The 24,542-nt window shown below is 68.3% G+C and carries 26 protein-coding genes, 1 tRNA gene and 1 pseudogene; 10 read left to right on the plus strand and 18 right to left on the minus strand.

The features are described 5' to 3' along the window. Positions 1–78: 78 nt before the first annotated feature. A complete protein-coding gene (locus tag E4A48_RS12045; protein ID WP_142742505.1) occupies positions 79–633 on the plus strand; it encodes a hypothetical protein in 555 nt (184 codons plus the stop codon). Continuing rightward, a complete protein-coding gene (locus tag E4A48_RS12050) occupies positions 620–3,070 on the plus strand; it encodes a TOTE conflict system archaeo-eukaryotic primase domain-containing protein (protein WP_080763442.1) in 2,451 nt (816 codons plus the stop codon). The genes E4A48_RS12045 and E4A48_RS12050 overlap by 14 nt, the downstream gene beginning before the upstream one ends. 155 nt (positions 3,071–3,225) lie before the next feature. Here E4A48_RS12050 and E4A48_RS12055 read toward each other — a convergent pair. Together E4A48_RS12055 and E4A48_RS12060 are read right to left on the minus strand one after the other, a co-directional pair. Then, positions 3,226–3,372, minus strand: a pseudogene (locus E4A48_RS12055) (helix-turn-helix domain-containing protein); the annotation flags it as partial. Between the two features lie 24 nt (positions 3,373–3,396). After that, positions 3,397–3,840: a nuclear transport factor 2 family protein gene (locus E4A48_RS12060; RefSeq protein WP_142742506.1), complete on the minus strand. Its 444-nt coding sequence runs from the start codon at positions 3,838–3,840 to the stop codon at positions 3,397–3,399. A 120-nt stretch (positions 3,841–3,960) separates the two neighbouring features. Here E4A48_RS12060 and E4A48_RS12065 point away from each other — a divergent pair, with 120 nt between their 5' ends. After that, the gene (locus E4A48_RS12065) at positions 3,961–4,683 is read left to right on the plus strand and encodes an ArsR/SmtB family transcription factor (RefSeq protein WP_058196369.1); all 723 of its coding nucleotides are present in this window, start codon (positions 3,961–3,963) and stop codon (positions 4,681–4,683) included. Here the strand turns inward: E4A48_RS12065 and E4A48_RS12070 are convergent. Next, positions 4,680–5,444 carry a DNA-formamidopyrimidine glycosylase family protein gene (locus E4A48_RS12070; protein ID WP_142742507.1) on the minus strand — a complete coding sequence of 255 codons (765 nt, stop codon included), beginning with the start codon at positions 5,442–5,444 and terminating at the stop codon, positions 4,680–4,682. The genes E4A48_RS12065 and E4A48_RS12070 overlap by 4 nt on opposite strands. A 155-nt stretch (positions 5,445–5,599) precedes the next feature. Between E4A48_RS12070 and E4A48_RS12075 the strand changes: the two genes are divergently transcribed. Then, positions 5,600–5,851: a type II toxin-antitoxin system Phd/YefM family antitoxin gene (locus tag E4A48_RS12075; protein ID WP_003468816.1), complete on the plus strand. Its 252-nt coding sequence runs from the start codon at positions 5,600–5,602 to the stop codon at positions 5,849–5,851. After that, the gene (locus tag E4A48_RS12080) at positions 5,848–6,105 is read left to right on the plus strand and encodes a Txe/YoeB family addiction module toxin (RefSeq protein WP_058196367.1); all 258 of its coding nucleotides are present in this window, start codon (positions 5,848–5,850) and stop codon (positions 6,103–6,105) included. Before E4A48_RS12075 ends, E4A48_RS12080 begins: the two co-directional genes overlap by 4 nt. A 133-nt stretch (positions 6,106–6,238) precedes the next feature. Here E4A48_RS12080 and E4A48_RS12085 read toward each other — a convergent pair. The 13 genes from E4A48_RS12085 to E4A48_RS12145 all read right to left on the minus strand — a co-directional run bounded on the left by E4A48_RS12085 (position 6,239) and on the right by E4A48_RS12145 (position 16,822). Further along, positions 6,239–6,313: transfer RNA gene (locus E4A48_RS12085), tRNA-Val, on the minus strand. A gap of 77 nt (positions 6,314–6,390) precedes the next feature. Further along, positions 6,391–6,744, minus strand: coding sequence for a PilZ domain-containing protein (locus E4A48_RS12090; RefSeq protein WP_039007341.1), 354 nt, complete (start codon positions 6,742–6,744; stop codon positions 6,391–6,393). Further along, positions 6,741–7,718: a DNA polymerase III subunit delta' gene (locus tag E4A48_RS12095; RefSeq protein WP_142742508.1), complete on the minus strand. Its 978-nt coding sequence runs from the start codon at positions 7,716–7,718 to the stop codon at positions 6,741–6,743. The genes E4A48_RS12090 and E4A48_RS12095 overlap by 4 nt, the downstream gene beginning before the upstream one ends. Next, complete coding sequence (gene tmk, locus E4A48_RS12100; RefSeq protein WP_142742509.1) at positions 7,715–8,383, minus strand: dTMP kinase; 669 nt, start codon at positions 8,381–8,383, stop codon at positions 7,715–7,717. The genes E4A48_RS12095 and tmk overlap by 4 nt, the downstream gene beginning before the upstream one ends. Continuing rightward, the gene (gene mltG, locus E4A48_RS12105) at positions 8,380–9,441 is read right to left on the minus strand and encodes an endolytic transglycosylase MltG (RefSeq protein ID WP_142742510.1); all 1,062 of its coding nucleotides are present in this window, start codon (positions 9,439–9,441) and stop codon (positions 8,380–8,382) included. The genes tmk and mltG overlap by 4 nt, the downstream gene beginning before the upstream one ends. Before the next feature lie 75 nt (positions 9,442–9,516). Beyond that, complete coding sequence (locus E4A48_RS12110; RefSeq protein WP_039007346.1) at positions 9,517–10,866, minus strand: aminodeoxychorismate synthase component I; 1,350 nt, start codon at positions 10,864–10,866, stop codon at positions 9,517–9,519. A 208-nt stretch (positions 10,867–11,074) separates the two neighbouring features. After that, positions 11,075–12,310, minus strand: a complete 1,236-nt coding sequence (gene fabF / locus E4A48_RS12115; RefSeq protein WP_058196364.1) for a beta-ketoacyl-ACP synthase II — start codon at positions 12,308–12,310, stop codon at positions 11,075–11,077. 127 nt (positions 12,311–12,437) lie between these two features. Then, positions 12,438–12,677 carry an acyl carrier protein gene (gene acpP, locus E4A48_RS12120; protein WP_003468806.1) on the minus strand — a complete coding sequence of 80 codons (240 nt, stop codon included), beginning with the start codon at positions 12,675–12,677 and terminating at the stop codon, positions 12,438–12,440. A gap of 154 nt (positions 12,678–12,831) precedes the next feature. Beyond that, positions 12,832–13,575, minus strand: a complete 744-nt coding sequence (gene fabG / locus E4A48_RS12125) for a 3-oxoacyl-ACP reductase FabG (RefSeq protein ID WP_039007349.1) — start codon at positions 13,573–13,575, stop codon at positions 12,832–12,834. A 62-nt stretch (positions 13,576–13,637) separates the two neighbouring features. Beyond that, entirely contained in the window at positions 13,638–14,582 is a 945-nt protein-coding gene (gene fabD / locus E4A48_RS12130; protein ID WP_039007351.1) for an ACP S-malonyltransferase, read from the minus strand. Between the two features lie 347 nt (positions 14,583–14,929). Further along, positions 14,930–15,913 carry a beta-ketoacyl-ACP synthase III gene (locus E4A48_RS12135; protein WP_039007352.1) on the minus strand — a complete coding sequence of 328 codons (984 nt, stop codon included), beginning with the start codon at positions 15,911–15,913 and terminating at the stop codon, positions 14,930–14,932. A gap of 96 nt (positions 15,914–16,009) precedes the next feature. Further along, on the minus strand, positions 16,010–16,204 hold the full coding sequence (rpmF, locus tag E4A48_RS12140) for a 50S ribosomal protein L32 (protein WP_009608206.1): 195 nt from the start codon (positions 16,202–16,204) through the stop codon (positions 16,010–16,012). Between the two features lie 108 nt (positions 16,205–16,312). After that, positions 16,313–16,822, minus strand: a complete 510-nt coding sequence (locus E4A48_RS12145; protein WP_039007356.1) for a YceD family protein — start codon at positions 16,820–16,822, stop codon at positions 16,313–16,315. Positions 16,823–16,948: 126 nt separating this feature from the next. Between E4A48_RS12145 and E4A48_RS12150 the strand changes: the two genes are divergently transcribed. Then, positions 16,949–17,521 carry a Maf family nucleotide pyrophosphatase gene (locus E4A48_RS12150; RefSeq protein WP_039009236.1) on the plus strand — a complete coding sequence of 191 codons (573 nt, stop codon included), beginning with the start codon at positions 16,949–16,951 and terminating at the stop codon, positions 17,519–17,521. 252 nt (positions 17,522–17,773) lie between these two features. On the opposite strand, the gene E4A48_RS12155 is transcribed toward E4A48_RS12150, so the two are convergent. Further along, positions 17,774–19,618: a glycosyltransferase family 39 protein gene (locus E4A48_RS12155; RefSeq protein WP_039007359.1), complete on the minus strand. Its 1,845-nt coding sequence runs from the start codon at positions 19,616–19,618 to the stop codon at positions 17,774–17,776. A gap of 37 nt (positions 19,619–19,655) precedes the next feature. On the opposite strand from E4A48_RS12155, the gene E4A48_RS12160 reads away from it, so the two are divergent. Genes E4A48_RS12160 through E4A48_RS12175 form a run of 4 tightly spaced genes read left to right on the plus strand, consistent with a single transcriptional unit; the run spans position 19,656 to position 24,037 of the window. Further along, entirely contained in the window at positions 19,656–20,609 is a 954-nt protein-coding gene (locus E4A48_RS12160) for an AAA family ATPase (protein ID WP_039007361.1), read from the plus strand. A 5-nt stretch (positions 20,610–20,614) separates the two neighbouring features. Next, positions 20,615–21,571: a DUF58 domain-containing protein gene (locus tag E4A48_RS12165; protein ID WP_142742511.1), complete on the plus strand. Its 957-nt coding sequence runs from the start codon at positions 20,615–20,617 to the stop codon at positions 21,569–21,571. Continuing rightward, positions 21,564–23,513 carry a transglutaminase family protein gene (locus E4A48_RS12170; RefSeq protein WP_142742512.1) on the plus strand — a complete coding sequence of 650 codons (1,950 nt, stop codon included), beginning with the start codon at positions 21,564–21,566 and terminating at the stop codon, positions 23,511–23,513. The genes E4A48_RS12165 and E4A48_RS12170 overlap by 8 nt, the downstream gene beginning before the upstream one ends. Then, positions 23,510–24,037: a Slp family lipoprotein gene (locus E4A48_RS12175; protein WP_053836357.1), complete on the plus strand. Its 528-nt coding sequence runs from the start codon at positions 23,510–23,512 to the stop codon at positions 24,035–24,037. Before E4A48_RS12170 ends, E4A48_RS12175 begins: the two co-directional genes overlap by 4 nt. A gap of 94 nt (positions 24,038–24,131) precedes the next feature. Here the strand turns inward: E4A48_RS12175 and E4A48_RS12180 are convergent, their stop codons facing one another. Further along, entirely contained in the window at positions 24,132–24,479 is a 348-nt protein-coding gene (locus E4A48_RS12180; protein WP_142742513.1) for a histidine triad nucleotide-binding protein, read from the minus strand. Positions 24,480–24,542 lie beyond the last annotated feature (63 nt).

Below are 24,542 nucleotides of genomic sequence, written 5' to 3' on the forward strand. Positions count from 1 at the left end.
CGCAGACCAAGCGCGTCGCCACGTCGAGGTTTTTCAACACTGCGGCCACCTCAATTGATCACGCGAAACTTTCTCGCCATGGTTACGAAAAAGAAGACGTCCCCCTCCTGGATCGATGTCAAAGACAAACTGATCGACGTCGACCGCGCCGGACTGCTCGACCTGCTACAGGACCTCTACGCTGCCAGCAAGGACAACCAAGCCTTCCTGCATGCCCGCTTTCGCCTGGGCGGCGATGTCCTCAAGCCGTACAAGACCACCATCGACCGCTGGCTGTGGCCGGACCTGTTCAAGCACCAGGATACTTCCGTGACCAAGGCCAAGAAGGCCATCGCGGACTACAAAAAGGCCGCGGGGACGGCCGAAGGCCTTACCGAGCTGATGGTGTTCTATTGCGAACAGGCCGCAGGCTTCAGCAACGATGTCGGCCTGGACGACGAAGGCTACTATGCCGCACTGGCAAGAATGTTCGAGCAGGCACTGAATACCATCGCCAGCTTGCCGCCTGCGCAGCGCCCGGCACTGCGGTCGCGCCTGGATGCCGTTCGCAAAGCCTGCCACAACGTCGGCTATGGCGTGGGTGACGCCATGGACGATCTGCTAGCCACGCAACAGGACGATGATCGAGCGTGACGCCCTTGCCGCACTGCGAGCCGAGAACGCACGGCTGGTGGCGCTACTGGAATCGCACGGTATCGAATGGCGCAAGCCATCCTTGACGGCGTCGCAGCCTGCGCCGGCCACGGCAGCACCGGAAGCGACGCACACCAGCCTATCCACCGACCAGAAGGTAGCGCTATTTCGTCGGCTGTTCCGAGGACGTAAGGATGTCTACCCGGTGCGCTGGGAGAGCCAGGCCTCCGGCAAGTCCGGCTACGCGCCAGCTTGCGCCAACGAGTGGCGCGCCGGCGTCTGCGAGAAGCCACGTATCAAGTGCAGCGACTGCAGTCACCGACTACTGACGCCGCTATCGGATGCGGTGATCTACAACCACCTGGCCGGCGAGCATACGGTGGGGATCTATCCACTGCTGGAAGACGATACCTGTTACTTTTTGGCGGTCGATTTCGACGAAGCCGACTGGAGACAGGATGCCAGGGCATTCATGCAGTCTTGCACCGAGCTAGGCATACCAGCGACGCTGGAGATCTCACGCTCGGGCCAGGGTGCACATGCCTGGGTATTCTTCGCAGAACGTGTTTCGGCGCGGGATGCACGGCGCCTCGGGACCGCCGTCATCAGTCACACATGCGCGCGCACCCGGCAACTCAAACTGGCATCTTACGACCGTTTGTTTCCCAACCAGGACACGATGCCCAAGGGAGGCTTCGGCAACCTGATCGCGCTTCCTCTACAGAAGCACCCGCGCGAAAGGGGCTGCAGCGTCTTTGTGGACACCGAACTGCGCCCTCACCGCGACCAATGGGCGTTTTTCGCAGCCATTCAACCCATGGTGCCGCACGACATAGAGCCTACCATCCTTCGCGCTACTGGCGGCACACATCCGCTGGATGTGACGTTCATCGACGAAGAAGATCTGGCTACCCCATGGAGGAGCCAGTCCGGCAGGTCGCCAAAGCTGACAGGCACGATGCCCGAGGCCTTGACCGTGACCCTGGCCAATCTCATCTACTTCGAGAAGCACGCGCTGCCGCAAGCGCTGGCCAATCGATTGATCCGGCTGGCCGCCTTTCAGAACCCTGAGTTCTACAAGGCCCAGGCCATGCGCATGCCGGTGTGGAACAAGCCGCGCGTCATCGGCAACGCCGAGAACTACCCGCAGCACATCGCGTTGCCGCGCGGCTGTTTGGATGCAGCATTGACGCTACTGCAAGAGAACGACATCCGCTGCGATCTGCATGACGAGCGTTACGCCGGCGACCCCATCGATACGAGCTTCGGCGGCACACTGCGCACAGACCAGCAGACCGCCGTCACAGCCATGCTGCGCCACGAGACTGGTGTGCTGTGCGCGCCGACCGCATTCGGCAAAACGGTGACGGCAGCGGCCATCATTGCTCGCCGCGCAGTGAACACCTTGGTACTGGTACATCGCACCGAATTGCTGAAGCAATGGCAGGAGCGGCTGCAAGCCTTTCTTGACGTCGAGAAGGGCGTTGTCGGCACCATCGGCGGCGGCAAGGCCAAGCCTACCGGTAGAATCGACATCGCCGTGATGCAATCGCTTTCGCGACGAGGGGAGGTGAATGCGCTGGTCGAACGCTACGGACAGGTCATCGTCGACGAATGCCACCACATAGGCGCCGCGTCGTTCGATGCCATCCTCAAGCGCAGCAAGGCAAAATTCGTCCTGGGACTTACCGCGACGCCGATTCGCCGCGACGGTCAACAGCCCATCATCTTCATGCAGTGCGGGCCAATCCGGCATACAGCCCTCAGACCGGAAAATGCGCCACACGATCTGGAGGTCGTACCGCGATCACGGCTCGCACACATCGACCTTCCGGCTAGCGCAGGCATTCAAGATGTCTTTAGACACTTGGCCGCTGACCGATCCCGGACCCAGGCCATCGCCACCGAGATCGCGACAGCCTTCGAGCAAGGCCGAAAAGTGTTGGTATTGACCGAACGCACGGAACATCTACACGCCCTCACCCTGGCTTTGCAGGGACAATTGCCAACACCATTCGTGCTGCACGGGCGGATGTCGAGAAAACAGCGAGCCGCTCTGATTGGCGAGCTTGACGCATTGCCGCCAGATGCGCCACGCGTCCTGCTCGCCACCGGAAAGCTCGTCGGCGAAGGCTTCGACCATCCACCGCTGGACACCTTGGTACTGACCATGCCGGTGTCGTGGCAGGGCACTTTGCAGCAGTATGCGGGCCGCCTGCACCGAGACCACGCCAGCAAGACCGACGTACGGATCATCGATTTCGTCGACACTGGCCACCCTGCACTGCTGAAGATGTGGGACAAGCGACAGCGAGCCTATCGCGCGATGGGATATCGAATACGTCAGGCCATCGGAGAGGAAGACAATTCATCCACCGCCCTGGACGGAACCGCACCCACAACGATGCATTCCGTTCACAAGCCATCTCCCGCATGATCGGGATGCATAGGTAGCGTCTACTTTCAAACTGATAGTCGCTAGCGTCGAGCGCGACAAATCGTGAGCAAACTGCTTAGCCATGCAGACATCAAGATGGACAGCCATATCCACCTCGCCCCGGGCAAGCGCTTACCCAGGCTGTAGCCACGTGTTCAGCTGGACAGCGCCTTGAGCACGTGCTCGGGATCGTTCTTGATCGCGCGCAGCAACGCCTTGGCGGTGCCGGTCGGCGTCCGGCGACCTTGCTCCCAATTGCCCAGCGTGCCGATCTGCACGTCGATCACCTGAGCGAACTTAGCCTGGGAGAGGCCGGAGGTCTACGGCTATCTACCCAGCCCCGCCAGCAGCGTCTGCACGCCTTTCCAGCCCCAGTACACCCGATGGCAGGCGATCAGCCCGCGCGCATCGAGATCCATGACTTCCACCAGATCGACCTGATCGCCCTCCGGCGTTTCTCGCGGATATTCCCAGATCACCTGGCGGTGGGACGCATGGCAACGGTCGCTGCGATACCAGCGGCCAAGGCCGTTCTCCGGCTGTGCGAAAGACGCCGCGAAGAACGCCCTGATCGCCTCGCGCCCCTGCAGCCTGCCATCTTGCCGCCCTGCGCAGACCACATACGCCAACGGCGTTTCCAGTAGCGCGTCTTGCGCATACAGCGCCATCAGCGCGTCCAGATCCCGTTCGACGACGCTGTGGTGCCATTGCTCGAAGATGCGGCGGGCATCGCCCTCCGATCCGTTCGACTGCGCCTGGATTTCGCTCATGCAAGACTCCGATGTAGTGCATCGCAGTCTAGGGGCAGGCAGGCGCTGTCGCTTCGATGCGTATCGAAGCGTTCCGGCAGGGTGCGGTCTATGATGACGGCGCCCGCCAGGAGTACACACATGCCGGTCGAACAGCCCAAGCTTGCGGCGACCGCGTTCCTGATCGCCGATCCCGCCCGCGCCGCCATGTTGATGGCGCTCATCGACGGGCGTGCACTGCCTGCCGGGGAACTCGCCTTCGCCGGCGGCGTCACCCCGCAGACGGCGAGTTCGCACCTGGCGAAACTGCTGGACGGCGGCTTGCTGGCGGTCGAAGCCCAAGGCCGCCACCGCTACTACCGGCTGGCCGGTTCCCACGTCGCGTTCGCACTGGAAAACCTGGCGACCCTCGCCGCACCCGCCGCACCGCGATGCCGGAAAGCCGGGCACAAGCAACAATCTCTGAGCCTGGCCCGATGCTGTTACGACCATCTGGCCGGGCGACTGGGCGTGGCGGTGGCCGAAGCGCTGGAACAGCGTGCGCTGATCGCCAGGGACGGCGGCAAGCGATACGTGGTGACCACCGAGGGCGCCACCTGGTTCGCGCAGATGGGCCTGGATGTTTCGCGTGTCGCCTCGAGCAGGCGCGGCATAGCGCGGCAGTGCCTGGACTGGACCGAACGCAAGCACCACCTCGCCGGCTCGCTCGGCGTCGAATTGCTTGCGCTACTCTGCGCCAAACGCTGGCTGCGCCGCAGCGACGGCTCGCGCGCGATCCACATCACCGACAGCGGCTGGGCCGGCTTGCATACGGAACTGGGAATCCACCGGCTTACCGGCGACGAACTCGCGCTGGATCGCTAAGGCGTTTCAGCAACTGAAGCGTCCAGCGCATAGCGGCGCTGGCAATGCTCGCAGAAGAACGCGCGCCGCTGCGCCTTGCCGAGTTGCTTGCGATAGGTCAGCAGATGGCCGTCGCGCGGACAGATGGTCCTGGTATGCACCTGGTAGTGCTGCTTCAGCACGAAGGCCTTCTTCCAGGTGTAGAAATCGAAGCTGTACTCGCGCGCCTGCGTCACCAGCTCGGCCAGCTTGCGCGGCGGCAACGCCCCCACTTCGCTTTCCGGATGCACGCGGATGCGATGCAACACCTCGTTCTTGATGATGTTGCCGACCCCGGCGAAGACGTCCTGGTCCAGCAACGCATCGGCGGCCAGCGTGCGCGGCCGCAGGCGCAACTTGCGCCGCGCCTGCGCCGCGTCCCAGTCCGGGTTCATCACGTCGGCGCGCCAGTCGTAGGCAGCGTCCAGCGCGCCTTCGATGAACTTGACCGAACACGCGTAGAAATTCAGTTCCTCGCCCTTGGCGAACCCCAGGCTCAGCCGCGGCGTCGCCTCCTCGCGCGCATTGATCCGATAGCTGCCGAACAGCAGGAAATGGATGCGCAGGCTGAACCCGTCGAACTCGATCAGGAAGTGCTTGCCCCAACTGCGCAGCGACAGGATCTTGCGGTTGCGCATCCGCGCCAGCTCCTGCTTGCTGTTGCCGGACACCCGCAACACCTTGCGCCCCGCGAACGCGGCCGCCTCTTCTTTCAGGATGACGATCGAAGGACCTTCGGGCATGGCCGCAGTATCGGGAATGGCCGTGAGCCGATCGTGAGCCGACGATCCACCTATGGACATGACGCCTCCTTGGGACTGTTTCGTGTCACCCCAGGAAGCCCAAATTGACACGCCCCAATCCACATGTACAATTATTTGTACAACTGGAGACCAGCATGGACACCATCACCTATAGCGCTGCACGCGCTGCCCTTGCGGACACCATGGAGCGCGTGGTCAACAACCACGAGCCGGTGATCATCACCCGCAGCCGCGAGCAATCCGTGGTCATGCTGTCGCTTGAAGACTACAAGGCGATGGAGGAAACCGCCTACCTGCTGCGCAGTCCGAAGAGCGCGCAGCGCCTGCTGGAATCCATCGCCCAGCTCGAGGCCGGTCGCGGCAAGGCACGGGACCTGGCCGAGTGACGCTTCAGTTCTCGGACAATGCCTGGGAGGACTACCTCTACTGGCAGCAAACCGACAAGAAGATGCTCAAGCGCGTCAACGATCTGATCAAAGCCATCCAACGCGATCCCTTCCAGGGCGTCGGCAAGCCAGAACCGCTGCGCCATGCGTTGGCCGGCTATTGGTCGCGGCGCATCAACGACGAACATCGCATCGTGTACAAGGTCGAGGCTGGCGTCCTGCTGATCGCGCAGGTGCGCTACCACTACGTGTAGTCTCGCCGCTTCCAGCGTGCGGGCTCTCGGCCGCCAATAGCGGTTCGCAAAACAAATAAAGCGCAACAAAAAAGCCGGCACATGGCCGGCTTTTTCCGTTTCGCGGATCCCTACTGAAACAAGTGATCTTTTTTGGTGGGCGGTGCAGGGTTCGAACCTGCGACCCTTGCCGTGTGAAGGCAATGCTCTACCGCTGAGCTAACCGCCCGTGTCGCGAGCCGCACATTATAGGGCTGCCGTGGCTGGCGTCAACGGCCCCCACAGATGCCGCACCTATGCCTCGCGCTACATGGTCTGGGTCGGTTTGTCGGCGTTGAGCGTGCCGGCCAGCTGGGTCTCGATCTTGTTGCGGATGGTCTCGCCTTCGCTGTTGTCCGGCAGCTGCACGCCGATGCCGGCGGTGCGGTTGCCCTGGGCGCCCATCGGGGTCACCCAGATCACCTTGCCGGCCACCGGCAGGCGCTCGCTGGAATCGGGCAGGGTCAGCAGCAGGAACACTTCGTCGCCCAGGAAGTAGCGCTTGGGCGTGGGCACGAAGATGCCGCCGTTCTTCACGAACGGCATGTACGCGTTGTACAGCGCTGGCTTGTCCTTCACCGCCAGCGACAGGATGCCCTGACGTCCGCTCGTCGCACTCATCGTTGTGCCCCTCTCCGGACCGGACGATCGCCATCGCGCCAGGCCAACAACAGTTCCGCGATGGCCAGGTCGCCACGGACGGTGGTGCGCAGCAGGTCGCGGGTGCGATTGGCTGCGTCGAACCAGGTGGCCAGCTTGTGCAATCGCGCCGGGTCGGTCAAGCCGGCCTGCGAAGCCTGCGCCAGCGCCAGGTCGGCGGCATGGCCCAGGCGCTGCTCGGCGAAGCCGTCGGCGCTCCAGCGCTGCGCCGCTTCGACCGTGCCCAGCGTGCCCGCGGCGACCTGCTCCAGGTCCGCAGCCACCTGCCGGCGCAGTTTCAAGCCGTCCTCGCGCAGCCACTGCGCGGCCAGGCCGGGGTGGCCGCGCGCGGCGGCCAGCGCTTCGCGCGCGGTCTTCTCGGGGAACTCCTGCGCCAGCAGCCAGGCGATCGCCTCGTCGGCCGGCGGCAGCTTGAATTCCAGGCGCTGGCAGCGGCTGCGGATGGTCGCCGGCAGCCGCGCCGGCTGCGCGCTGATCAGCCACAGGTAGCGGCCGGGCTGCGGCTCTTCCAGGGTCTTGAGCAGGGCGTTGCAGGCGGCACGGTTGATCGCGTCGGCCGGGTCCACCACCACCACCTGGGCGATGCCGTACTGCGGAGTCAGCGACAGCTTCTGCGAGATCTCGCGCACCTGTTCGATGACGATCTCGGTGCGCAGCTTGTCGCCGGTGCGGTTGGGAATGAACGAGATCAGCTGCAGGTCGGGATGGGTGCCGGCGGCGATCAGCTGCGCGCTGCGCAGGTTCGCGGCCGGTTCGCCCTGGCCGAGCACGTGCGCGGCCAGCTGCAGCGCCACCGCGCGCTTGCCCAAGCCGTCGGGGCCGCAGATCAGCAGTCCGTGGCCGAGCCGGCCGGCGTCGAGCGCGGCCACGGTCTGCTCGTAGGCGCGCTGCTGCCAGGGCGCGAAGGGCAGCGTTTCGGTGGAAGCGGCGCTCACGGCGTGCGCTCCTGCTGCACCCAGGCGGCCAGCGCGGCGGCCACGTCCTGTGCCACCGCCTGCGGCGGCTGGCTGGCGTCGATGGTGCGGAAGCGCTGCGGGTCCTGCGCGGCGCGCTGGCGGAAGCCGGCGCGCACGCGCTGGAAGAAATCGTCCTGCTCGCTCTCGATCCGGTCCGGCCACAGGTCGCGGCCGCTGGTGCGGGCGCGGCCGATCTGCACGTCCAGGTCCAGCAGCAGGGTCAGGCCCGGCTGCAGGCCGACCGCGCGCCGTTCCAGGTCGGCGATCCAGGCGAGGTCCAGGCCGCGGCCCTCGCCCTGGTAGGCGTAGCTGGAATCGGTGAAGCGGTCGCTGACCACGTAGGCGCCGCGCTGCAGCGCCGGGCGGATCACCTCGCGCACGTGCTGGGCGCGCGCGGCGAACACCAGCAGCAGTTCGGTCTCGGCGGCCAGCGGCTCGGCCGGCTGCAGCGCCGGCGCGTTGTTGAGCAGCAGCTCGCGGATGCGTTCGGCCAGCGGGGTGCCGCCGGGCTCGCGGGTCAGCAGCACCTCGTGGCCCTGCGCCTGCAGCCAGTCGCGGATCGCGTTGATCGCGGTGGTCTTGCCGGCGCCCTCGCCGCCTTCCAGGCTGACGAAGCGATGGTGGCGCAGCACGGCCTCGCTCATGGTGTCACCGCCGCGCCGCTGCGCGCCTGGCGCAAGCGCTGCAGATAGCGCGCCACCGCCGCGCTGTGTTCGGCATAGCTGGCGGAAAACACGTGCGCGCCGCTGCCGTCGCCGACCGCGACGAAGTACAGGCTGTCGCCGGGCGCCGGATTGGTCGCCGCGCGCAGCGCGTCGCGGCCGGGCATGGCGATCGGGGTCGGCGGCAGGCCGCTGCGGGTGTAGGTGTTGTACGGCGTATCGGTTTCCAGGTCGCGCTTGCGGATGTTGCCGTCGTAGGCGCTGCCGATGCCGTAGATCACGGTCGGGTCGGTCTGCAGCTTCATGCCCTGCTGCAGGCGGCGCACGAACACGCCGGCGATCTGCGGGCGCTCGGCGGCCAGGCCGGTTTCCTTCTCCACGATCGAGGCCAGGCTCAGCGCCTGCTCCGGCGATTGCAGCGGCAAGTCGCTGGCACGCGCATCCCAGGCCTCGGCCAGCGCCTTGTCCATCGCCGCATGGGCGCGCTGCAACACGTCCAGATCGCTGTCCTCGCGCTGGTACAGGTAGGTCTCCGGCAGGAAGCGGCCTTCCGGGTGCTGCCCGGGCTGGCCAAGCCTGGCCATCAGTGCGCTGTCGCTGAGCTCGGTGGCGACGTGGCGCAGCGGCGTGGCCGCGTTCAGCGCCGCGCGCAGCTGGCGGATGTTCCAGCCTTCGACGATGGTGAAGCGGTAGTGGATCACCTGGCCCTTGCGCATGCGCAGCAGCAGTTCGCGCGGCGTCAGCGCCGGCTGCAGCGCGTATTCGCCGACCTTGAGCTTGCCGGCTGCGTCGAGCTGGCGTGCCAGCAGTTGCCACTGCAGATTGCTGCCCTGTTCGACGCCGGCCGCGCGCAGCTTGCGCAGCACGCCGCTGAACGAATCGCCGCGCGCCACCGCCACGCTGGGTTGCACCGCGTGCAGCGGCTGCTCGGCGAAGGCGCGATAGCCCTGCCACCACCACGCACCGGCCGCGGCGGCCAGCAGCCCAAGCACCAGCAATGTCGCCAGCAGGGTCAGACACCCGCGTTTAGCCCAAGCCACGGCCACCTCGAAGCGAATTCAACGGGGTGCAGGATACCGCGCAGCCGGCATCGGCCGGTATCGCCAGCGTGCCGCTCACGGTTCCAGCGCGCGCAGCAGGCCGCGCGCCTTTGCCCGGGTTTCGTCGAGTTCGCGCTCGGGCTGCGAATCGACCACGATGCCGGCGCCGGTGCGGAAATGCGCCTGTGCGCCGTCGACTTCGGCGGTGCGGATCAGGATGTTCAGGTCCATGTCGCCGTCGCGGTTGAGCCAACCGAAGGCGCCGGTGTAGGCGCCGCGCGGGGTCTGTTCCAGCTCGGCGATGATCTGCATGCAGCGCACCTTGGGACAGCCGGTGATGGTGCCGCCAGGGAAGGTGGCGCGGATCACCTCGCCTGGGCTGACCCCGGCGCGCAGCCGCCCGCGCACGTTGCTGACGATGTGGTGCACGTGGGCGTAGCTCTCCACCGTCATCAGCTCGTCGACCTCGACGCTGCCCGGCGCGCAGACCCGGCCCAGGTCGTTGCGCTCCAGGTCGATCAACATCACGTGCTCGGCGCGTTCCTTGGGGTGCCCGACCAGCTCGCGGATGCGCGCGGCCTCGTCGTCGCCGGGCGCGCGCGGGCGGGTGCCGGCGATCGGCCGGGTCTCGACCACGTCGCCGCGTACCGACACCAGCCGCTCCGGCGAGGAACTGACCACGGCGCGGCCATGGCTGGCGAACAGGCCGGCGAACGGCGCCGGATTGGCGCGGCGCAACTGTGCGTACAGCGCGGCCGGCTCCAGGGCGGCGGCGAAACGCGCCGACCAGCGCCGCGACAGGTTGACTTGGAACACGTCGCCTGCGCACAGGTAATCGAGGATGCGGCGCACGCCATCGACGAAGCGCTGCGGCGGGTCTTCGTCGATCGCCAGCGGCGCAGTCCAGGCCGGCAGCGGCGCGGCGGCGGGCAGCGCCTGCAGATCGGCGAGTGCGGCGTCCAGCAGCCCCGCATGCGCGATTTCCGCCAGCGCCACGCACTCGCCGCTGGCGTGGTCGCGCAGCAGCGCGGCCGGACAGCGCAACGCGAGCGCTGTCGGCGTCGTCGCCTGTGCCTGCGGCAACTGCAGCACCGGCTCGACCTGCGCCGCCAGCTCGTAATCCAGCAGCAGCGCCCAGCCGCCGCGAAACGGCCAGCGCGGCTCGTCGCGCGCGCAGCGTTCGGCCTGCCAGTGCGCGTCCAGCGCGGCCAGGAAATCGCCTTCGGCGACGGCACCGCGCAGATCGCGGGCGACGCCATCACGGTCCAGCCGCAGGCCCTCGCCGCTGGCGATCAGCAGCAGGTCCCAGCGGCCCTGTGCGGTGCCCGACGCCGCCGATTCCAGCAGCAACGGATAACGCTGCGGCGCCAGGCGGTGCAGCGCCAGCAGATCTATATCGGCCGGCAGGGGAACAGTACGCAGCATCGGGAATCCGGCACAAGGATGGGAGGTGATGCGATGCCGCCATGCGAACGGCGGCGAAACGCCGGAAGCGTCATCCCCGCCGTGCAAGCACCTTTCCCGCATCAGAAAAAACAAGCCGAGAATCAACGGATCGCAATGCAAACAAGCGGCTAGGCTCCATGAGTCCCGAGTCCCGAGTCCCGAGTCCCCGGTCCCGACTCAGCCAACCTCAAAGCCGCCTGAACACCAACGTCCCATTGGTCCCACCGAAGCCGAACCCATTGGACATCGCTACGTCGATCTTCTTCTCGCGCGCCACGTTCGGCACGTAGTCCAGATCGCAGCCTTCGCTGGGTTCTTCCAGGTTGATCGTCGGCGGAATGATGCCGGTGTGCAGCGCCATCACCGAGAAGATCGCTTCGGCGCCGCCGGCCGCGCCGAGCAGGTGCCCGGTCATCGACTTGGTCGAGCTGACCATGGTCGTGTAGGCGTGGTCGCCGAGCGCGCGCTTCATCGCCAAGGTTTCGGCCAGGTCGCCCAGCGGGGTGGAGGTGCCGTGCGCGTTGAGGTAATCGATCTGCTCGGGGTTGAGCTTGGCGTCCTTGATCGCGGCCAGCATGCTGCGCGCGGCGCCTTCGCCGTCCTCACTCGGGGCGGTCATGTGGAACGCGTCGGAACTGGCGCCGAAGCCGACCAGCTCGGCGTAAATGCGCGCGCCACGCGCCTTGGCGTGTTCGTATTCTTCCAGCACCAGCACGCCGGCGCCGTCGCCGAGCACGAAGCCGTCGCGGCCCTTGTCCCATGGCCGCGAGGCGGCGGCGGGATCGTCGTTGCGGGTGGACATGGCCTTCATCGCACAGAAACCGCCGACCGAGGTCGGCGCGGAACCGCGCTCGGCGCCCCCAGCCAGCATCACGTCGGCATCGCCGTGCTGGATCATGCGCAGCGCGGTGCCGATCGAATGGTTGGAGGTGGCGCAGGCCGACACCGCCGAGAAGGTCGGACCCTTCAGGCCCTTGATCAGGCTCACCTGCCCCGGCAGCATGTTGATGATGGTGCTGGGAACGTAGAACGGCGAGATCTTGCGCGCGCCGCCCTCGTGGAATTTGATGGTCTGCTCCTCGATGCCGAACAGGCCGCCGATGCCGGAACCGAGGATCGCGCCGATGCGTTCGGCGTTGCTGTCGTCGATCACCAGGCCCGAATCGTCCAGCGCCATGAACGAGGCGCCGACGCCGTAGTGGATGAACGAATCCATCTTCTTGACGTCCTTGGCGGACATGAACTTGGTCGGATCGAAATCCTTGATCTCGCCGGCGATCCTGGTGGTGAACTGCGACGCATCGATCTGCGTGGTCGGGCCGATGCCGGAACGCCCGTTGACGATTCCATCCCAACTGCTGGCCAGGTCATTGCCCAACGGCGATACCAAGCCCATGCCGGTTACGACGACGCGACGACTCATTGCGAAATCTCCTCGCCGCAGTACGCGCGGCGTTGACGCCTTAAAAACACAGGGCCGCAAGCGCGGCCCCATGGGATTGTCACGCGAATCGAGGCCACGCAGGCGCCGATCGCGATCGAACGAAGTATCAGCTCTTGACGTGCGACTTGACGTAGTCGATGGCCTGCTGCACCGAGGTGATCTTCTCGGCTTCTTCGTCCGGAATCTCGCACTCGAACTCTTCTTCCAGCGCCATCACCAGCTCGACGGTGTCCAGCGAGTCGGCACCGAGGTCATCGACGAACGATGCGCTGTTGGTGACTTCTTCTTCCTTGACGCCGAGTTGTTCGACGACGATTTTCTTGACGCGTTCTTCGATGGTGCTCATTGGGATATCGCTCCAGATGGAGTAGTGGTGGTTCGAATACGCCATCGGGCTGCGATGGCCGCGTTGGATAGTGTAGTGGAAACCGCCCGGCGCTTGCATCGCTGTACAAACACCTGCCGATCAGCCACTTAGGCGCCGTCCTTGCGCCGCAGGCTTACGGCATGTACATCCCGCCGTTCACATGCAGGGTCTCTCCGGTGATGTAGCCGGCGCCGGGGCCGACCAGAAACGCCACCGCGTTGGCGATGTCGGCCGGCTGCCCGAGCTGGCCCAGCGCGATCTGCTCCAGAAGCGCGTTGCGCTGCGCCTCGGGCAGCGCCTTGGTCATGTCGGTGTCGATGAAGCCCGGCGCGACCACGTTGACGGTGATGCCGCGCGAACCGATTTCCTTGGCCATCGACTTGGAGAAGGCGATGATCCCGGCCTTGGCCGCGGCGTAGTTGGCCTGGCCCGGATTGCCGGTCACGCCGACCACCGAGGCAATGTTGACGATACGGCCCTTGCGCGCCTTCATCATGCCGCGCAACACCGCCTTGGAGGTGCGGAACACGCTGGTCAGGTTGGTGTCGATGATCGCCTGCCAGTCCTCTTCCTTCATCCGCATCAGCAGGTTGTCGCGGGTGATGCCGGCGTTGTTGACCAGGATCGAGACCGCGCCGAATTCCTTGCCGATCGCCTCGATCAGTGCCTCGACCGCGGCCGGGTCGGTAACGTCCAGCGCGCGGCCGTGGCCGCCGTGGGCGGCCAGCCGCTCGCCGATCGCCTGCGCGCCGGAGGCGGAGGTCGCGGTGCCGATGACGGTGGCGCCCTGCGCGGCCAGTGTGTCGGCAATGGCCGCGCCGATGCCGCGACTGGCGCCGGTGACGAGGGCGACGTCGCCCTGCAATGGCTTGCTCATCTGCTGTTCCTTGGGGAAGGACGGCGCACGAAGCGCCGGGGGGAAAGGAGGTTGCGGCGGGATCAGGCCGCCCAGGTCTCGAGCGCGCTGGCGAAGTCGGCCGGGGTCGCGAGCGCGCGACCGTCCAGCGACTTGTCGATGCGCTTGATCAGCCCGGTCAGCACCTTGCCCGGGCCGCATTCGGCCACGCGGGTGGCGCCGCGCGCGGCCAGCGCCTGCACGCAGCCGGTCCAACGCACCGGCAGGTACAACTGCTCGACCAGCGCCTGGCGGATCGCATCGACGCCGTCGTGCACCTGCGCATCCACGTTCTGCACCACTGGCAGCTGCGGCGCGTGCCAGGCCATGCCGCGCATCGCCTCGGCCAGGCGGTTGGCCGCCTCGCGCATCAGCGGCGTATGCGAGGGCACGCTGACCGCCAGCTTCACCGTCTTGCGCACGCCGCGCTCGGCCAACAGCGCCAGCGCGCGCTCGACCGCCGCCGCGTCGCCGCCGATCACCACCTGGCCAGGCGCGTTGTAGTTGGCCGCGACCAGCACCTGGCTGCCGGCAGCCTGCGCGCAGACCTCCTCGACCAGCGCGTCCTCGGCGCCGATCACCGCGGCCATCGCGCCGACCCCGGCCGGGGCCGCGTCCTGCATCAGCTGGCCGCGCAGGCGCACCAGGTGGGCGCCGTCGCGCAGCGACAGCGCGCCGGCCGCGACCAGCGCACTGTATTCGCCCAGGCTGTGCCCGGCCAGCAGCGCCGGACGCGCGCCGCCCTGGGCCAGCCACAACCGCCACAGCGCCACGCTCGCCGCCAGCAGCGCCGGCTGGGTGTATTCGGTGCGGTTGAGCATTTCCTCGGGGCCGCCCTGGGTCAGCGCCCACAGATCGACGCCGGCGCCGTCGGAGGCCTCGACGAAGCTGTCGCGCAGCTGCGGGTGCAGTTCGGACAGTTCGGACAGCATGCCCAGCGATTGCGAGCCCTGGCCGGGGAACACGAAGGCGAGTGTGGAATCGGTCACGCGGATACGCCTGCAAAAATCGAGCGGCGATGATACGGGCGAAACCGGCCGCGCGTCTGTACCCGGGCGTATTGTGCGGCACCGGGCGACCGCGGCCACGGCAAACGCCACAGCCGATGCGGGCCGCCGCCGCAGGCCACGGCAGCGCTGCGCGCACCCGCGCGGCGACCTGCGGCGCATGCCCTCGCGCAGCTGGACGCGCACGCCGCAACGCCGCCGCCATGCGCCAGGTCGGCGCATGCGGGCAGCGGTCGCAACGAGATTCTGTGATTCGGAGCGGCGCGCGCTGCGCCCGCCCTGCCGTGGGCAATGGCACGCCTGGCGCCATGCCGCGCGGATGCCCGGACTCAGTAGCGCAGCAGCGCCGAGCCCCAGGTGAAGCCGCCGCCGAAGGCTTCCAGCAACAGTAGCTGGCCGCGCTGCACGCGGCCGGAACGCACCGCCACGTCCAGCGCCATGGGCACCGAGGCGGACGAGGTGTTGCCGTGCATATCCACCGTCACCACCACCTGCTCCATCGACAGCTCCAGGCGCTTGGCGGTGGCTTCGATGATGCGCAGGTTGGCCTGATGCGGGATCAGCCAGTCCAGGTCGCCCTTGTTCAGGCCGTTGGCGTGGAGGGTCTCGTCGACCACCGCGTCCAGCGCCTTGACCGCGTACTTGAACACCTCGCTGCCCTTCATCTGGATGCCGCCGGCAGAAGCGTCGCCGGTGCCGTCGCCGAGCCCGGTGGCGATGCCGACCGGATTCCACAGCAATTCCTTCTTGCTGCCGTCGGCATGCAAATGGGTGCTGAGGATGCCGACGTCGGCATCGGCGCGCAGGACCACCGCGCCGGCACCGTCGCCGAACAGCACGCAAGTGGTGCGCTCGGTCCAGTCGACGATGCGGCTGAGGGTCTCGGTGCCGATCACCAGCACGGTCCTGGCGTCGCCGCAGCGGATGAACTTGTCGGCCACGCTGAGCGCGTAGAGGAAGCCCGAGCAGGCGGCGTTGACGTCCAGCGCGGCGCAACCGACCGCCCCCAGCCGCGCCTGGATCAGGCAGGCGGTGGATGGGAAAATCAGGTCTGGGGTGGTGGTGCCGACGACGATCATGTCCAGCGCGGCGACTTCGATGCCGGCGGCCTCGATCGCCTTCAGCGCGGCTTCGTAGCCCAGATCGCCGGCGGTCTGGCCAGGCGCGGCGATGTGCCGCTCGCGGATGCCGGTACGGCTACGGATCCATTCGTCGCTGGTATCGACCATGTGCGACAGATCGTCGTTGGTCAACACTTTTTCAGGCAAATAGCTGCCGGTGCCCGCGATCCTGGAATAGATCCGCTTGCTCATGCTGGTTCCTGTTGCCTGTTACGCAGGCCGCCCGCTGTGGCGCGGCCTGTGAAGATGGGTGACTCCGTCCGCCGCGGCGCGGGGGACGGGCACGGATCAATCTTCTTCGACCTGCGAGGTCTTGGTGGCGATCACCTTCTTGCCGCGGTAGTAACCGTCGGCGGTGATGTGGTGGCGCAGGTGGATCTCGCCGCTGGTCGGGTCGGTCGACAGCTGCTTGGCGCTGAGGGCGTCGTGCGAACGGCGCTGGCCGCGGCGGGACGGGGTGACACGGGATTTCTGCACAGCCATGGGATTGCTCCAAACTCGGTTCGTTTACATCTGTCGTCATTACGTCGCGCAGGACGCGCGCGTCCGGCAACAACCTTCAAGGCAGCGGGCCGGCCGCAGGGCCGACCGCTACTGTTTCTTCAGCGCCGCCAACGCCGCGAACGGGTTGGCCTTGCTCATTTCTTCCTCGGTCGCCGGCCAGTCCTGTTCGACCGCCTCGCTTCCGGGCGCCACCGGCACCAGTGGAACCGCCAGCACCAACTCGTCCTCGACCAGATCGGCGGGCCGCAGCATGCCGTCGTCCGGCACCAGCAAGGCCTCGTACTCCGGCGGCAACGCGGCCTCCTCGGCCTCGCTGCGGATCAGCCCCAGCCGCTGCACGCTCGACACCGGCAGCAGGAAGCGCTGCAGGCTGCGCTGACAGATCAGCGGCAGCGCGGTTTCGAGCGTCAGTTCGACGTAGGACACTTGCAGTACAGCATCGCGGCCGAATTCCAGCGTGTAGCGGCATTCGCCTTCGGTATCGGCCAGACTGCCTCGCAGACGGGTCATCGCCGAGAGCGGCAGGCGGTCTTCGAAGACCCTGCGCGCTGCGACCATCCGCCAGGCATCCAACAGTTCGGGCACGTTCGCGGACATAAGCCGCAGAATGTTAAGGACTGCCGGGGGCGCTGTCAAACCGTTCCGTCATCCTGCTTGCCCGGCCGCGCGCAGCGCCGCAGACTGCCGGCCCCGGCGCACGCGCCGCCCTGTCCGACCTCGCCGATGCCACGCCTGATCCTGGCCTCCACCTCCATCTACCGCCGCGAACTGCTGCAGCGCCTGCGCCTGCCCTTCGACAGCGTGCGCCCGCAGGTCGAGGAGACGCCGCTGCCGGGCGAAGCGCCACGGGCGCTGGCCCAGCGCCTGGCGCGGGCCAAGGCCGCGGCGGTGGCCGCTGGCGCCACCGATGCCTGGGTGATCGGCTCGGACCAGGTCGCCGAACTCGACGGCCAGCCGCTGGGCAAGCCGGGCCATGTCGCCGCCGCACAGGCGCAGCTGGTGGCGATGTCCGGGCGCAGCGTGCGCTTCCATACCGCGGTGTGCCTGCTGCGCGGCGAGCGGGCGCTGCAGCTGTGCGACCTGACCGAAGTGCATTTCCGCACGCTGCAGGCCCAGGAGATCGCGCGCTACGTCGCTGCCGAGCAACCGCTGGACTGCGCCGGCAGCTTCAAGTGCGAAGGCCTGGGCATCAGCCTGTTCAGCGCGATCCACAGCCAGGATCCCACCGCGCTGGTCGGGCTGCCGCTGATCGGCCTGGCCGGGCTGCTGCGCGAAGCCGGCTACGTGCTGCCCTAGCTCGCGCTGCGATCAGCGCCGGCTCACCCGGCATCACTGGTACGGGAAGCGCACCTGCCCGATCCAGGACTTCGTTGACCGCGCAGCTTTCCGGCTGCAAGGCCAGGCCGTAGCGGGCCAGCTGCCGGTCGGCCGAGACCAGCGCCTGGCGGTCGCCGGCTGCGATGTCGATGGCGCTTTCCAAGCGCCGAGTACAGGATCGCGATCCGCAAGCACGGCGCCAAGCCGGTGCCGAACGGCGCGCGATCCATCTCAGCGGCGCAGTTCGATCGGCTGCTCCCACCACTCCTCGACGCTGCCGTCGCGGCCATGCAGGCGCAGGCCGAGCCAATGCGTGCCCGGCGCCAATCCGCTTGCATCGAGTTCGGCGCGGAAGCCGACGTTGGGATGGCCCGGATCGGTGGAGATCTTCCAGAACGCGGTGATGTCGTAGTTCTCGCCGTAGCGCGCCTGCGCGACGACCTTGCCGTCGAGCAGCACCTCGACCCGGGCGATGCCCACGCCGTCCTTGAACGCCCAGCCGGACACCTCGAAATGCGGTGCCACCTTGGCGCCCGCGCCCGGCGCGTTGAACCAGGCCATCGCCGGCGTCGTGCACGGCCCGGGCAAGCGTTGCGCCGGCAGCGCGAACAACAGGAAGCGCTGGTTGCCGTGATCGCTGGACACCACCTTCGGCGGCGGCAACGGGCCGACCAGCTCGCACACCGCGTGATAGCGCTGCAGCAGCAGCCGGTATTTCATGTCGCTGGGCGAGAGCACCAGCAGCCGCGGCCCATCGCGCCGGCCGTCGCTGAGCAGGCCCCACTGGCGCAGCTGCGCGCTGCGCCCGTGCTTGTCGTTCAACGCGTGCGGCAGCACCCGGATATCGGCATCGCCCAGTTCGAAACCGAGCTCGGCGCCGACCTTGAAGTTGTCGGCCAGCACCTGCGTCCCCGCCGGCATCGCCGCCAGTTCGCGGCGCACCGCCGAGGCCAGCGGCTTCCAGCCGGCGAAGTTGCGCGGGTAGTACTTGTCGCCGGCGGCACGCTCGCGCACCGACGGCACCGACACCGCAAGGTAATAGCCGAACGCGCCGACCATGCCGATCCCGGTCAGCAGCCAGGTCGCGCGGCGTAGCGGTTTCGGCCAGCCGTGCAGGATCACCGGCGCAGCGATCAGCAAGGCCAGGTAACCCGGCAGCGGCCAATGGAAACTGATGCGCTCTGCATCGGTGAAGAAGCCGAGCAGAAAGATGCCCAGCGTGGACACGCCGCCGAGCAGGCCGAAATAGCGCCACTGCACGCGCGCCCCGCCGCTGCCGCCGCCGCGCGTGGCCACCAGCGCCACCTTCCACATCGCCACTGCCAGCAGCGGCGTGACCAGCAGGCCCTGGATCAGCACGAAGGCGATGCCGCCGGGCTGGAAGCTCCAGGGGTGCCGATCGATCAACTGGAACCTGACCCCGGCCTCACCGTTGTCGGCATTCCAGGCCAGCAACGGCAGCCAGGCGACGATGCCCATCGCCAGCGCCACCCACACCTGCGGATCGCGCAGCATGCGCCGGCCCTGCGGGATCAGCAGCAGCGCGATCGCGCCGACCCCGATCACCCCGGCGAAGCGGTAATGGCTCAGCGCGCCCAGGGTCAGGCCCAGCGCCAGTTCCACCGCGCTCATCGCATCGATCTGGCGCAGCAGCCGCGCACTGGCGTCCATGCACAGGATCGTCGCCAGCGCCATCGGCACGTCCGGCAAGGCGAGGATGCCGAGCGTGCCCGACAGCGGCATCAGCAAGGTCAGACTGCCCGCACGCCAGCCGGCCACCGCGCCGAACCAGCGCGTGCCGATGCGCGCGATCAGCCACGGCATCAGCGCCGACAGCAACAAGAACGGCGCGCGCAGCGCCAGCAGGTGATCGCCGCCGAGCGCCACGCCCAGCCGCGCCAGCCAGGCGGTCAATCCGGGCAGATCCGAATAGGCGGCGGCCAGGTGCTGGCCTTCCTGCCAGTAGAACGCTTCGTCCACGAACAACGGCAGACGCGCGGCCACCAGCAGCTTGGCTGCGGTGACAAGCGTCCACAGCACCATGAAGGTGTTGCGTGCACGTTGTTCGCCTTGCATTGCCCTTAGACTCCCCTAAACCCGTTGCGAGAATGCGATGCCTACTCCGCCCCGCTTGCCGGAAATGCTAACCGATACGCTGCGCGAGGCGCTCGTGCAGGCCCAGCAGCAGGTCAATGCGCTGGTCCTGGGCAAGCCGCAACAGGTGCGCATGGCGTTTGTCGCGCTGCTGTCCGGCGGACATCTGCTGATCGAGGATCTGCCCGGACTGGGCAAGACCACGCTGGCGCATGCGCTGGCGGCGAGCCTGGGCCTGAGCTTCCAGCGCGTGCAGTTCACCTCGGATCTGCTGCCGGCCGACGTGCTCGGCGTATCCGTGTACGACCCGCAATCGCGCCAGTTCCAGTTCCATCCCGGCCCGGTGTTCGCCCACGTGCTGCTCGCCGACGAGATCAACCGCGCGCCGCCGCGCACGCAGAGCGCGCTGCTGGAAGCGATGGCCGAACAGCAGGTCACCCTGGACGGCACGACGCATCCGCTGCCGGCGCCGTTCTTCGTCATCGCCACACAGAATCCGGTGGACCTATCGGGCACCTTCCCGCTGCCCGACTCGCAGCTGGACCGCTTCCTGCTGCGCCTGGCACTGGGCTATCCCAGCCCCGAATCCGAACGCGCGCTGCTCAGCGGCCGCGACCGCCGCGACCTGATCGCACAGGCGCGACCGCAACTCAGCGACACCGACATGGCCACGCTGCGGCACAGCGTGGAGCAGATCCACGCCAGCGACGCGCTGATCGGCTACGTGCAGGCGCTGCTCGCGCGCAGCCGCCAGCATCCAGGCGTGCGCGTGGGCCTGTCGCCGCGCGCCGGCATCGCGCTGCTGCGCGCGGCCAAGGCGCACGCGCTGCTGCTCGGCCGCGCGCATGCGTTGCCCGAAGACGTGCAGGCGCTGTTCGTGGCGGTGGCCGAGCACCGCCTGGTGGCCGAACAGGAATCGGCCTCCGGGCCAGCGCTGGCCAAGGCGATCCTGCACAGCGTGGCGGTGGACTGAGGCCGATGCGGGCACGGCTGCGCGAGTGGCGGCAGGCGCTGGCACGGCTGGCGCGGCCGCGCGATCCCGAGCCGCTGCCGGTGCGGCTGGACCGGCGTCGGATCTACATCCTGCCCACCCCGTTCGGCGGTTTCCTGGCGCTGCTGCTCGGCGCAATGCTGCTCGGCGCGCTGAACTACAACAACAACCCCGCCTTGCTGCTGGCGCTGCTGCTCGGCGCGGCCGCCATCGCCAGCGCGATCGCGGCGCACCTGCAGCTGTCGGGACTGCGCCTGGACGCGCTGTCGGCCGAGCCGGTCGCGGCCGGCACGCCGCTGCGGCTGCGCCTGGCGCTGGCCGCCGACGACGCCCGCCAGCGCCGCGGCCTGCGCGTGGCGCATGCCGACCGGCACACCTACATCGACCTGCACGGCGACGGCGCCAACGAAGCCGATCTGGAACTGCCCACCGAACGCCGTGGCTGGCTCGACCTGCAGCGCATCCGCATTTCCACCACCCAGCCGCTGGGCCTGCTGCGCGCCTGGGCCTGGTTCTGGCCGGACGCACCGCTGCTGGTCTATCCGAACCCCGAACACGACGGGCCGCCGCTGCCGCACGGCGACGGCACCCCGACCCAGACCCGCCTGCACGCGCTCGGCGAAGAACTGCAGCAGTTGCGCCCGTACCGCGCCGGCGACGCGCCGCGCGCGATCTCCTGGAAGCACTCGGCGCGCCGCGACACGCTGCTGGTGCGCGAATACGAACGCCCGATCGGCGTGGACGTGGTGCTGGACTGGCGCACCCTGCCGGCGCTGCCCCACGAACGCCGCATCGCGCGGCTGGCGCGCTGGATCGACGAGGCCGAGCGCGACGGCCGCCGCTACCGCCTGCTGCTGCCCGGACAGCCGCCGCTGGGGCCGGGCCGCGGCCCGCAGCACCGGCACCTGTGCCTGCGCGCGCTGGCGCTGCTGCCGCATGGCTGAGTCGCGCTCGCCCGCGCTGCGCGACAGCCGCCGCCACTGGGCGCTGGGTACCGGCCTGCTGGCGCTGCTACCGCTGCTGCTGCAGTTGCCCACCGCGCTGGCGCTGCTGTTCGCGGCGACCGCGCTGCTGATCGGCGCCAGCTCGGCATGGCGGCCGCTGCCGGCCGCGCTGCGCCTGCTGCTGGTGGCGGCGATGCTGGCGGCGATCTACTGGCAGGTCGGCATGCGCTTCGGCCGCGACACCGGCTGCGCCATGCTCGCGGCGATGCTGGCGATCAAGCCGTCGGAACTGAAGACGCTGCGCGACGCGCGCAGCCTGCTCGGCTTCGCCCTGTTCGCGCCGTTCGCCGCGTTCCTGCTCGACCAGGGGCCGATCGCGATGCTGCTGGGGCTGGCCGCGGTGATCGCCGCGCTGCTGTGCATGCAGCGCCTGGCCGACCAGGAAGGGCACAGCGCCGCGCCGCCGCTGCGCGGCCAGCTGCGCGGCGTCGGCCGGCTGCTGGCGCTGGGCCTGCCGCTGGCGCTGGCCGCGTTCTGGCTGTTCCCGCGCCTGGGCTCGCCGCTGTGGGGCGTGCCCGAGCGCGCGCTGGCGCGGCCTGGTTTGTCGGACACGATGAGCCCGGGCCAGTGGCTGGACCTGATGGCCGACGACACCCCGGCGCTGCGCGTGCAGTTCTTCGGCCGCGTGCCGGCGCCGGCGCAGCGCTACTGGCGCGGGCCGGTGCTGTGGGATTTCGATGGCAGCACCTGGCGTGCGCAACGCGGCAACGCATACCTGCCGGCGCCGGCGGTACAGACCGGTGCGGCCGCGTGGGATTACCAGATCGAAGTGGAGCCGACCGACCGCCGCCAGCTTGTCGCGCTGGACCTGCCGCTGCAAGTGCCGGAAGGCACCCGCCTCTCCTCCGATTACGTGCTGCACAGCGAGCGCCCGCTCGGCGCACTGACCCGCTGGCGCCTGCGCTCGGCGCCGCCGCTGCGCTTCGAGATCGCACTGGCGCCGGCGCAACGCCAGCGCGCGCTGGCGCTGCCGCCCGGCTACAACCCGCGCACCCTGGCCCTGGCCCGGCAATGGCGGCAACAGGCCGGCGCCGACGACGCCGCGATCGTGGCGCGCGCGCTGCAGTGGATCCGCCGCGACTTCGCCTACACCCTGGAGACGCCGCTGCCCGGCCGCAACGGCGTCGACGAATTCCTGTTCCAGTACAAGGCCGGGTTCTGCCAGCACTTCAGTTCCGCATTCGTGGTGCTGATGCGCGGCGCCGGCATCCCCGCGCGCGTGGTCACCGGCTATGCCGGCGGCACCCGCAATCCGTTCGGCGGCTACTGGGTGGTGCGGCGCATGGACGCTCATGCCTGGGCCGAGGTCTGGCTGCCACAGCGCGGCTGGGTGCGTGTGGACCCGACCGCCGCGGTCGCCCCGGAACGCATCTACGACACCCTCGAAGACCGCCTCGGCAACAATGCCGGCGCCCAGGGCGGCGGCGCCGACTGGCAGCTGCGCGACGTCGGCGACTGGCTGCGCCGCGGCTGGAACGACCTGGTGCTGTCGTTCGACGCCAACCGCCAGCAGCGGCTGCTGAGCGAGCTGGGCATCGCCAGGCTCGAGCCGGCGCAGCTGGTCGCCTTGTTCGCCGGCTGCACCGCGCTGCTGCTGGGTTGGATGGCCTGGCTGCTGGCCCGCGGCGAACGCGAGCGCGACCCGCTGCTGCGCGCCTGGCGCCGGCTGGGCCGGCGCTACGCCCGGCTCGGCCTGGGCCGCGAAGCGCACGAACCGGCGCTGGCGTGGGCGCGGCGTGTCCACCAGGTGAGGGAGGCAAACGCGTTGCTTTCGCTCAGCCAGCGTTTCGCCGATTCGCGCTACGCTGGCGCGGATTCGGACAGGGCTTCATTGTTGCGCGACCTGCGCAGGCACCGTCCGCATACCGGAGCATCTCGATGAAGATCCGATTGCTGTTCCCCGTCATGGCGGTGCTTGCCCTGGGCGCCTGCGCGACCGCGCCCAAGCCGCTGCAAGGTCAGTTCGCCACCGTCACCCCGCGCGACTCGGTTGCCGGCCAGCAGGTCGGCGCCTCGGTGCGCTGGGGCGGCAAGATCATCCAGACCAAGCCCAGCCAGGGCGAAACCTGCTTCCAGATCCTGTCGCGGCCGTTGAGCGCCAGCGGCCGTCCGGACAGCGATGCGGCCGACGCCAGCGACGGCCGCTTCGTCGCCTGCCGCGCCGGCTTCTACGATCCGGCGGTGTTCGAACCGGGCCGCGAGGTGACCTTCATCGGTCACGTGTCCGGCTACGAAAGCACCCGCATCGGCGAGTACGACTACCGTCTGCCCAAGATCGATGCCGACGTGGTCTACCTGTGGCCGGTGGTGCGCCAGGTCGACGTGGTCCCCGCCTACCCCTACGGTCCGTATGGCCCGTGGGATCCGTGGGGTCCGCGCTGGGGCTGGGGCCGCGGCTGGTGGTAAGCCTGCTGGCACACGTTGTGCCATGATGGAGAAGAAAACGCCGCTGAAAAGCGGCGTTTTCCGTTTACCCGGCACCTCGCCCCGCTGCGGCCGCTCAGGGCGTGCCGAAACGGCCCAGCGGCGCCCCGGCCAACAGGTGCAGGTGCAGATGGAACACGGTCTGCCCGGCATGCTCGCGGCAATTCATCACCACCCGGTAGCCGTCCTCGGCCAGGCCCTGCTCGCGCGCGTAGGCGGCCGCGGCCAGCACCAGCTTGCCGACCAGGGTGGCCTGGTCCGGCGTCAGGTCGTCGAGGGTGGGGATCTCCACCTGCTTGGGAATTAACAGCACGTGCACCGGCGCCTGCGGCGCGATGTCCTTGAAGCCGAGCACATCGTCGTTCTCATACACGATGCTCGCGGGAATTTCGCGGCGGATGATCTTGCCGAAGATGGTGTCCATGGGCCGGCTCGCACAGCGGAAATGGGCAGTCGTTATAGCCCAATTCGGCGGCACGCCGCCATT

It is taken from the genome of Xanthomonas translucens pv. cerealis, assembly GCF_006838285.1.
GTDB lineage: Bacteria > Pseudomonadota > Gammaproteobacteria > Xanthomonadales > Xanthomonadaceae > Xanthomonas_A > Xanthomonas_A cerealis.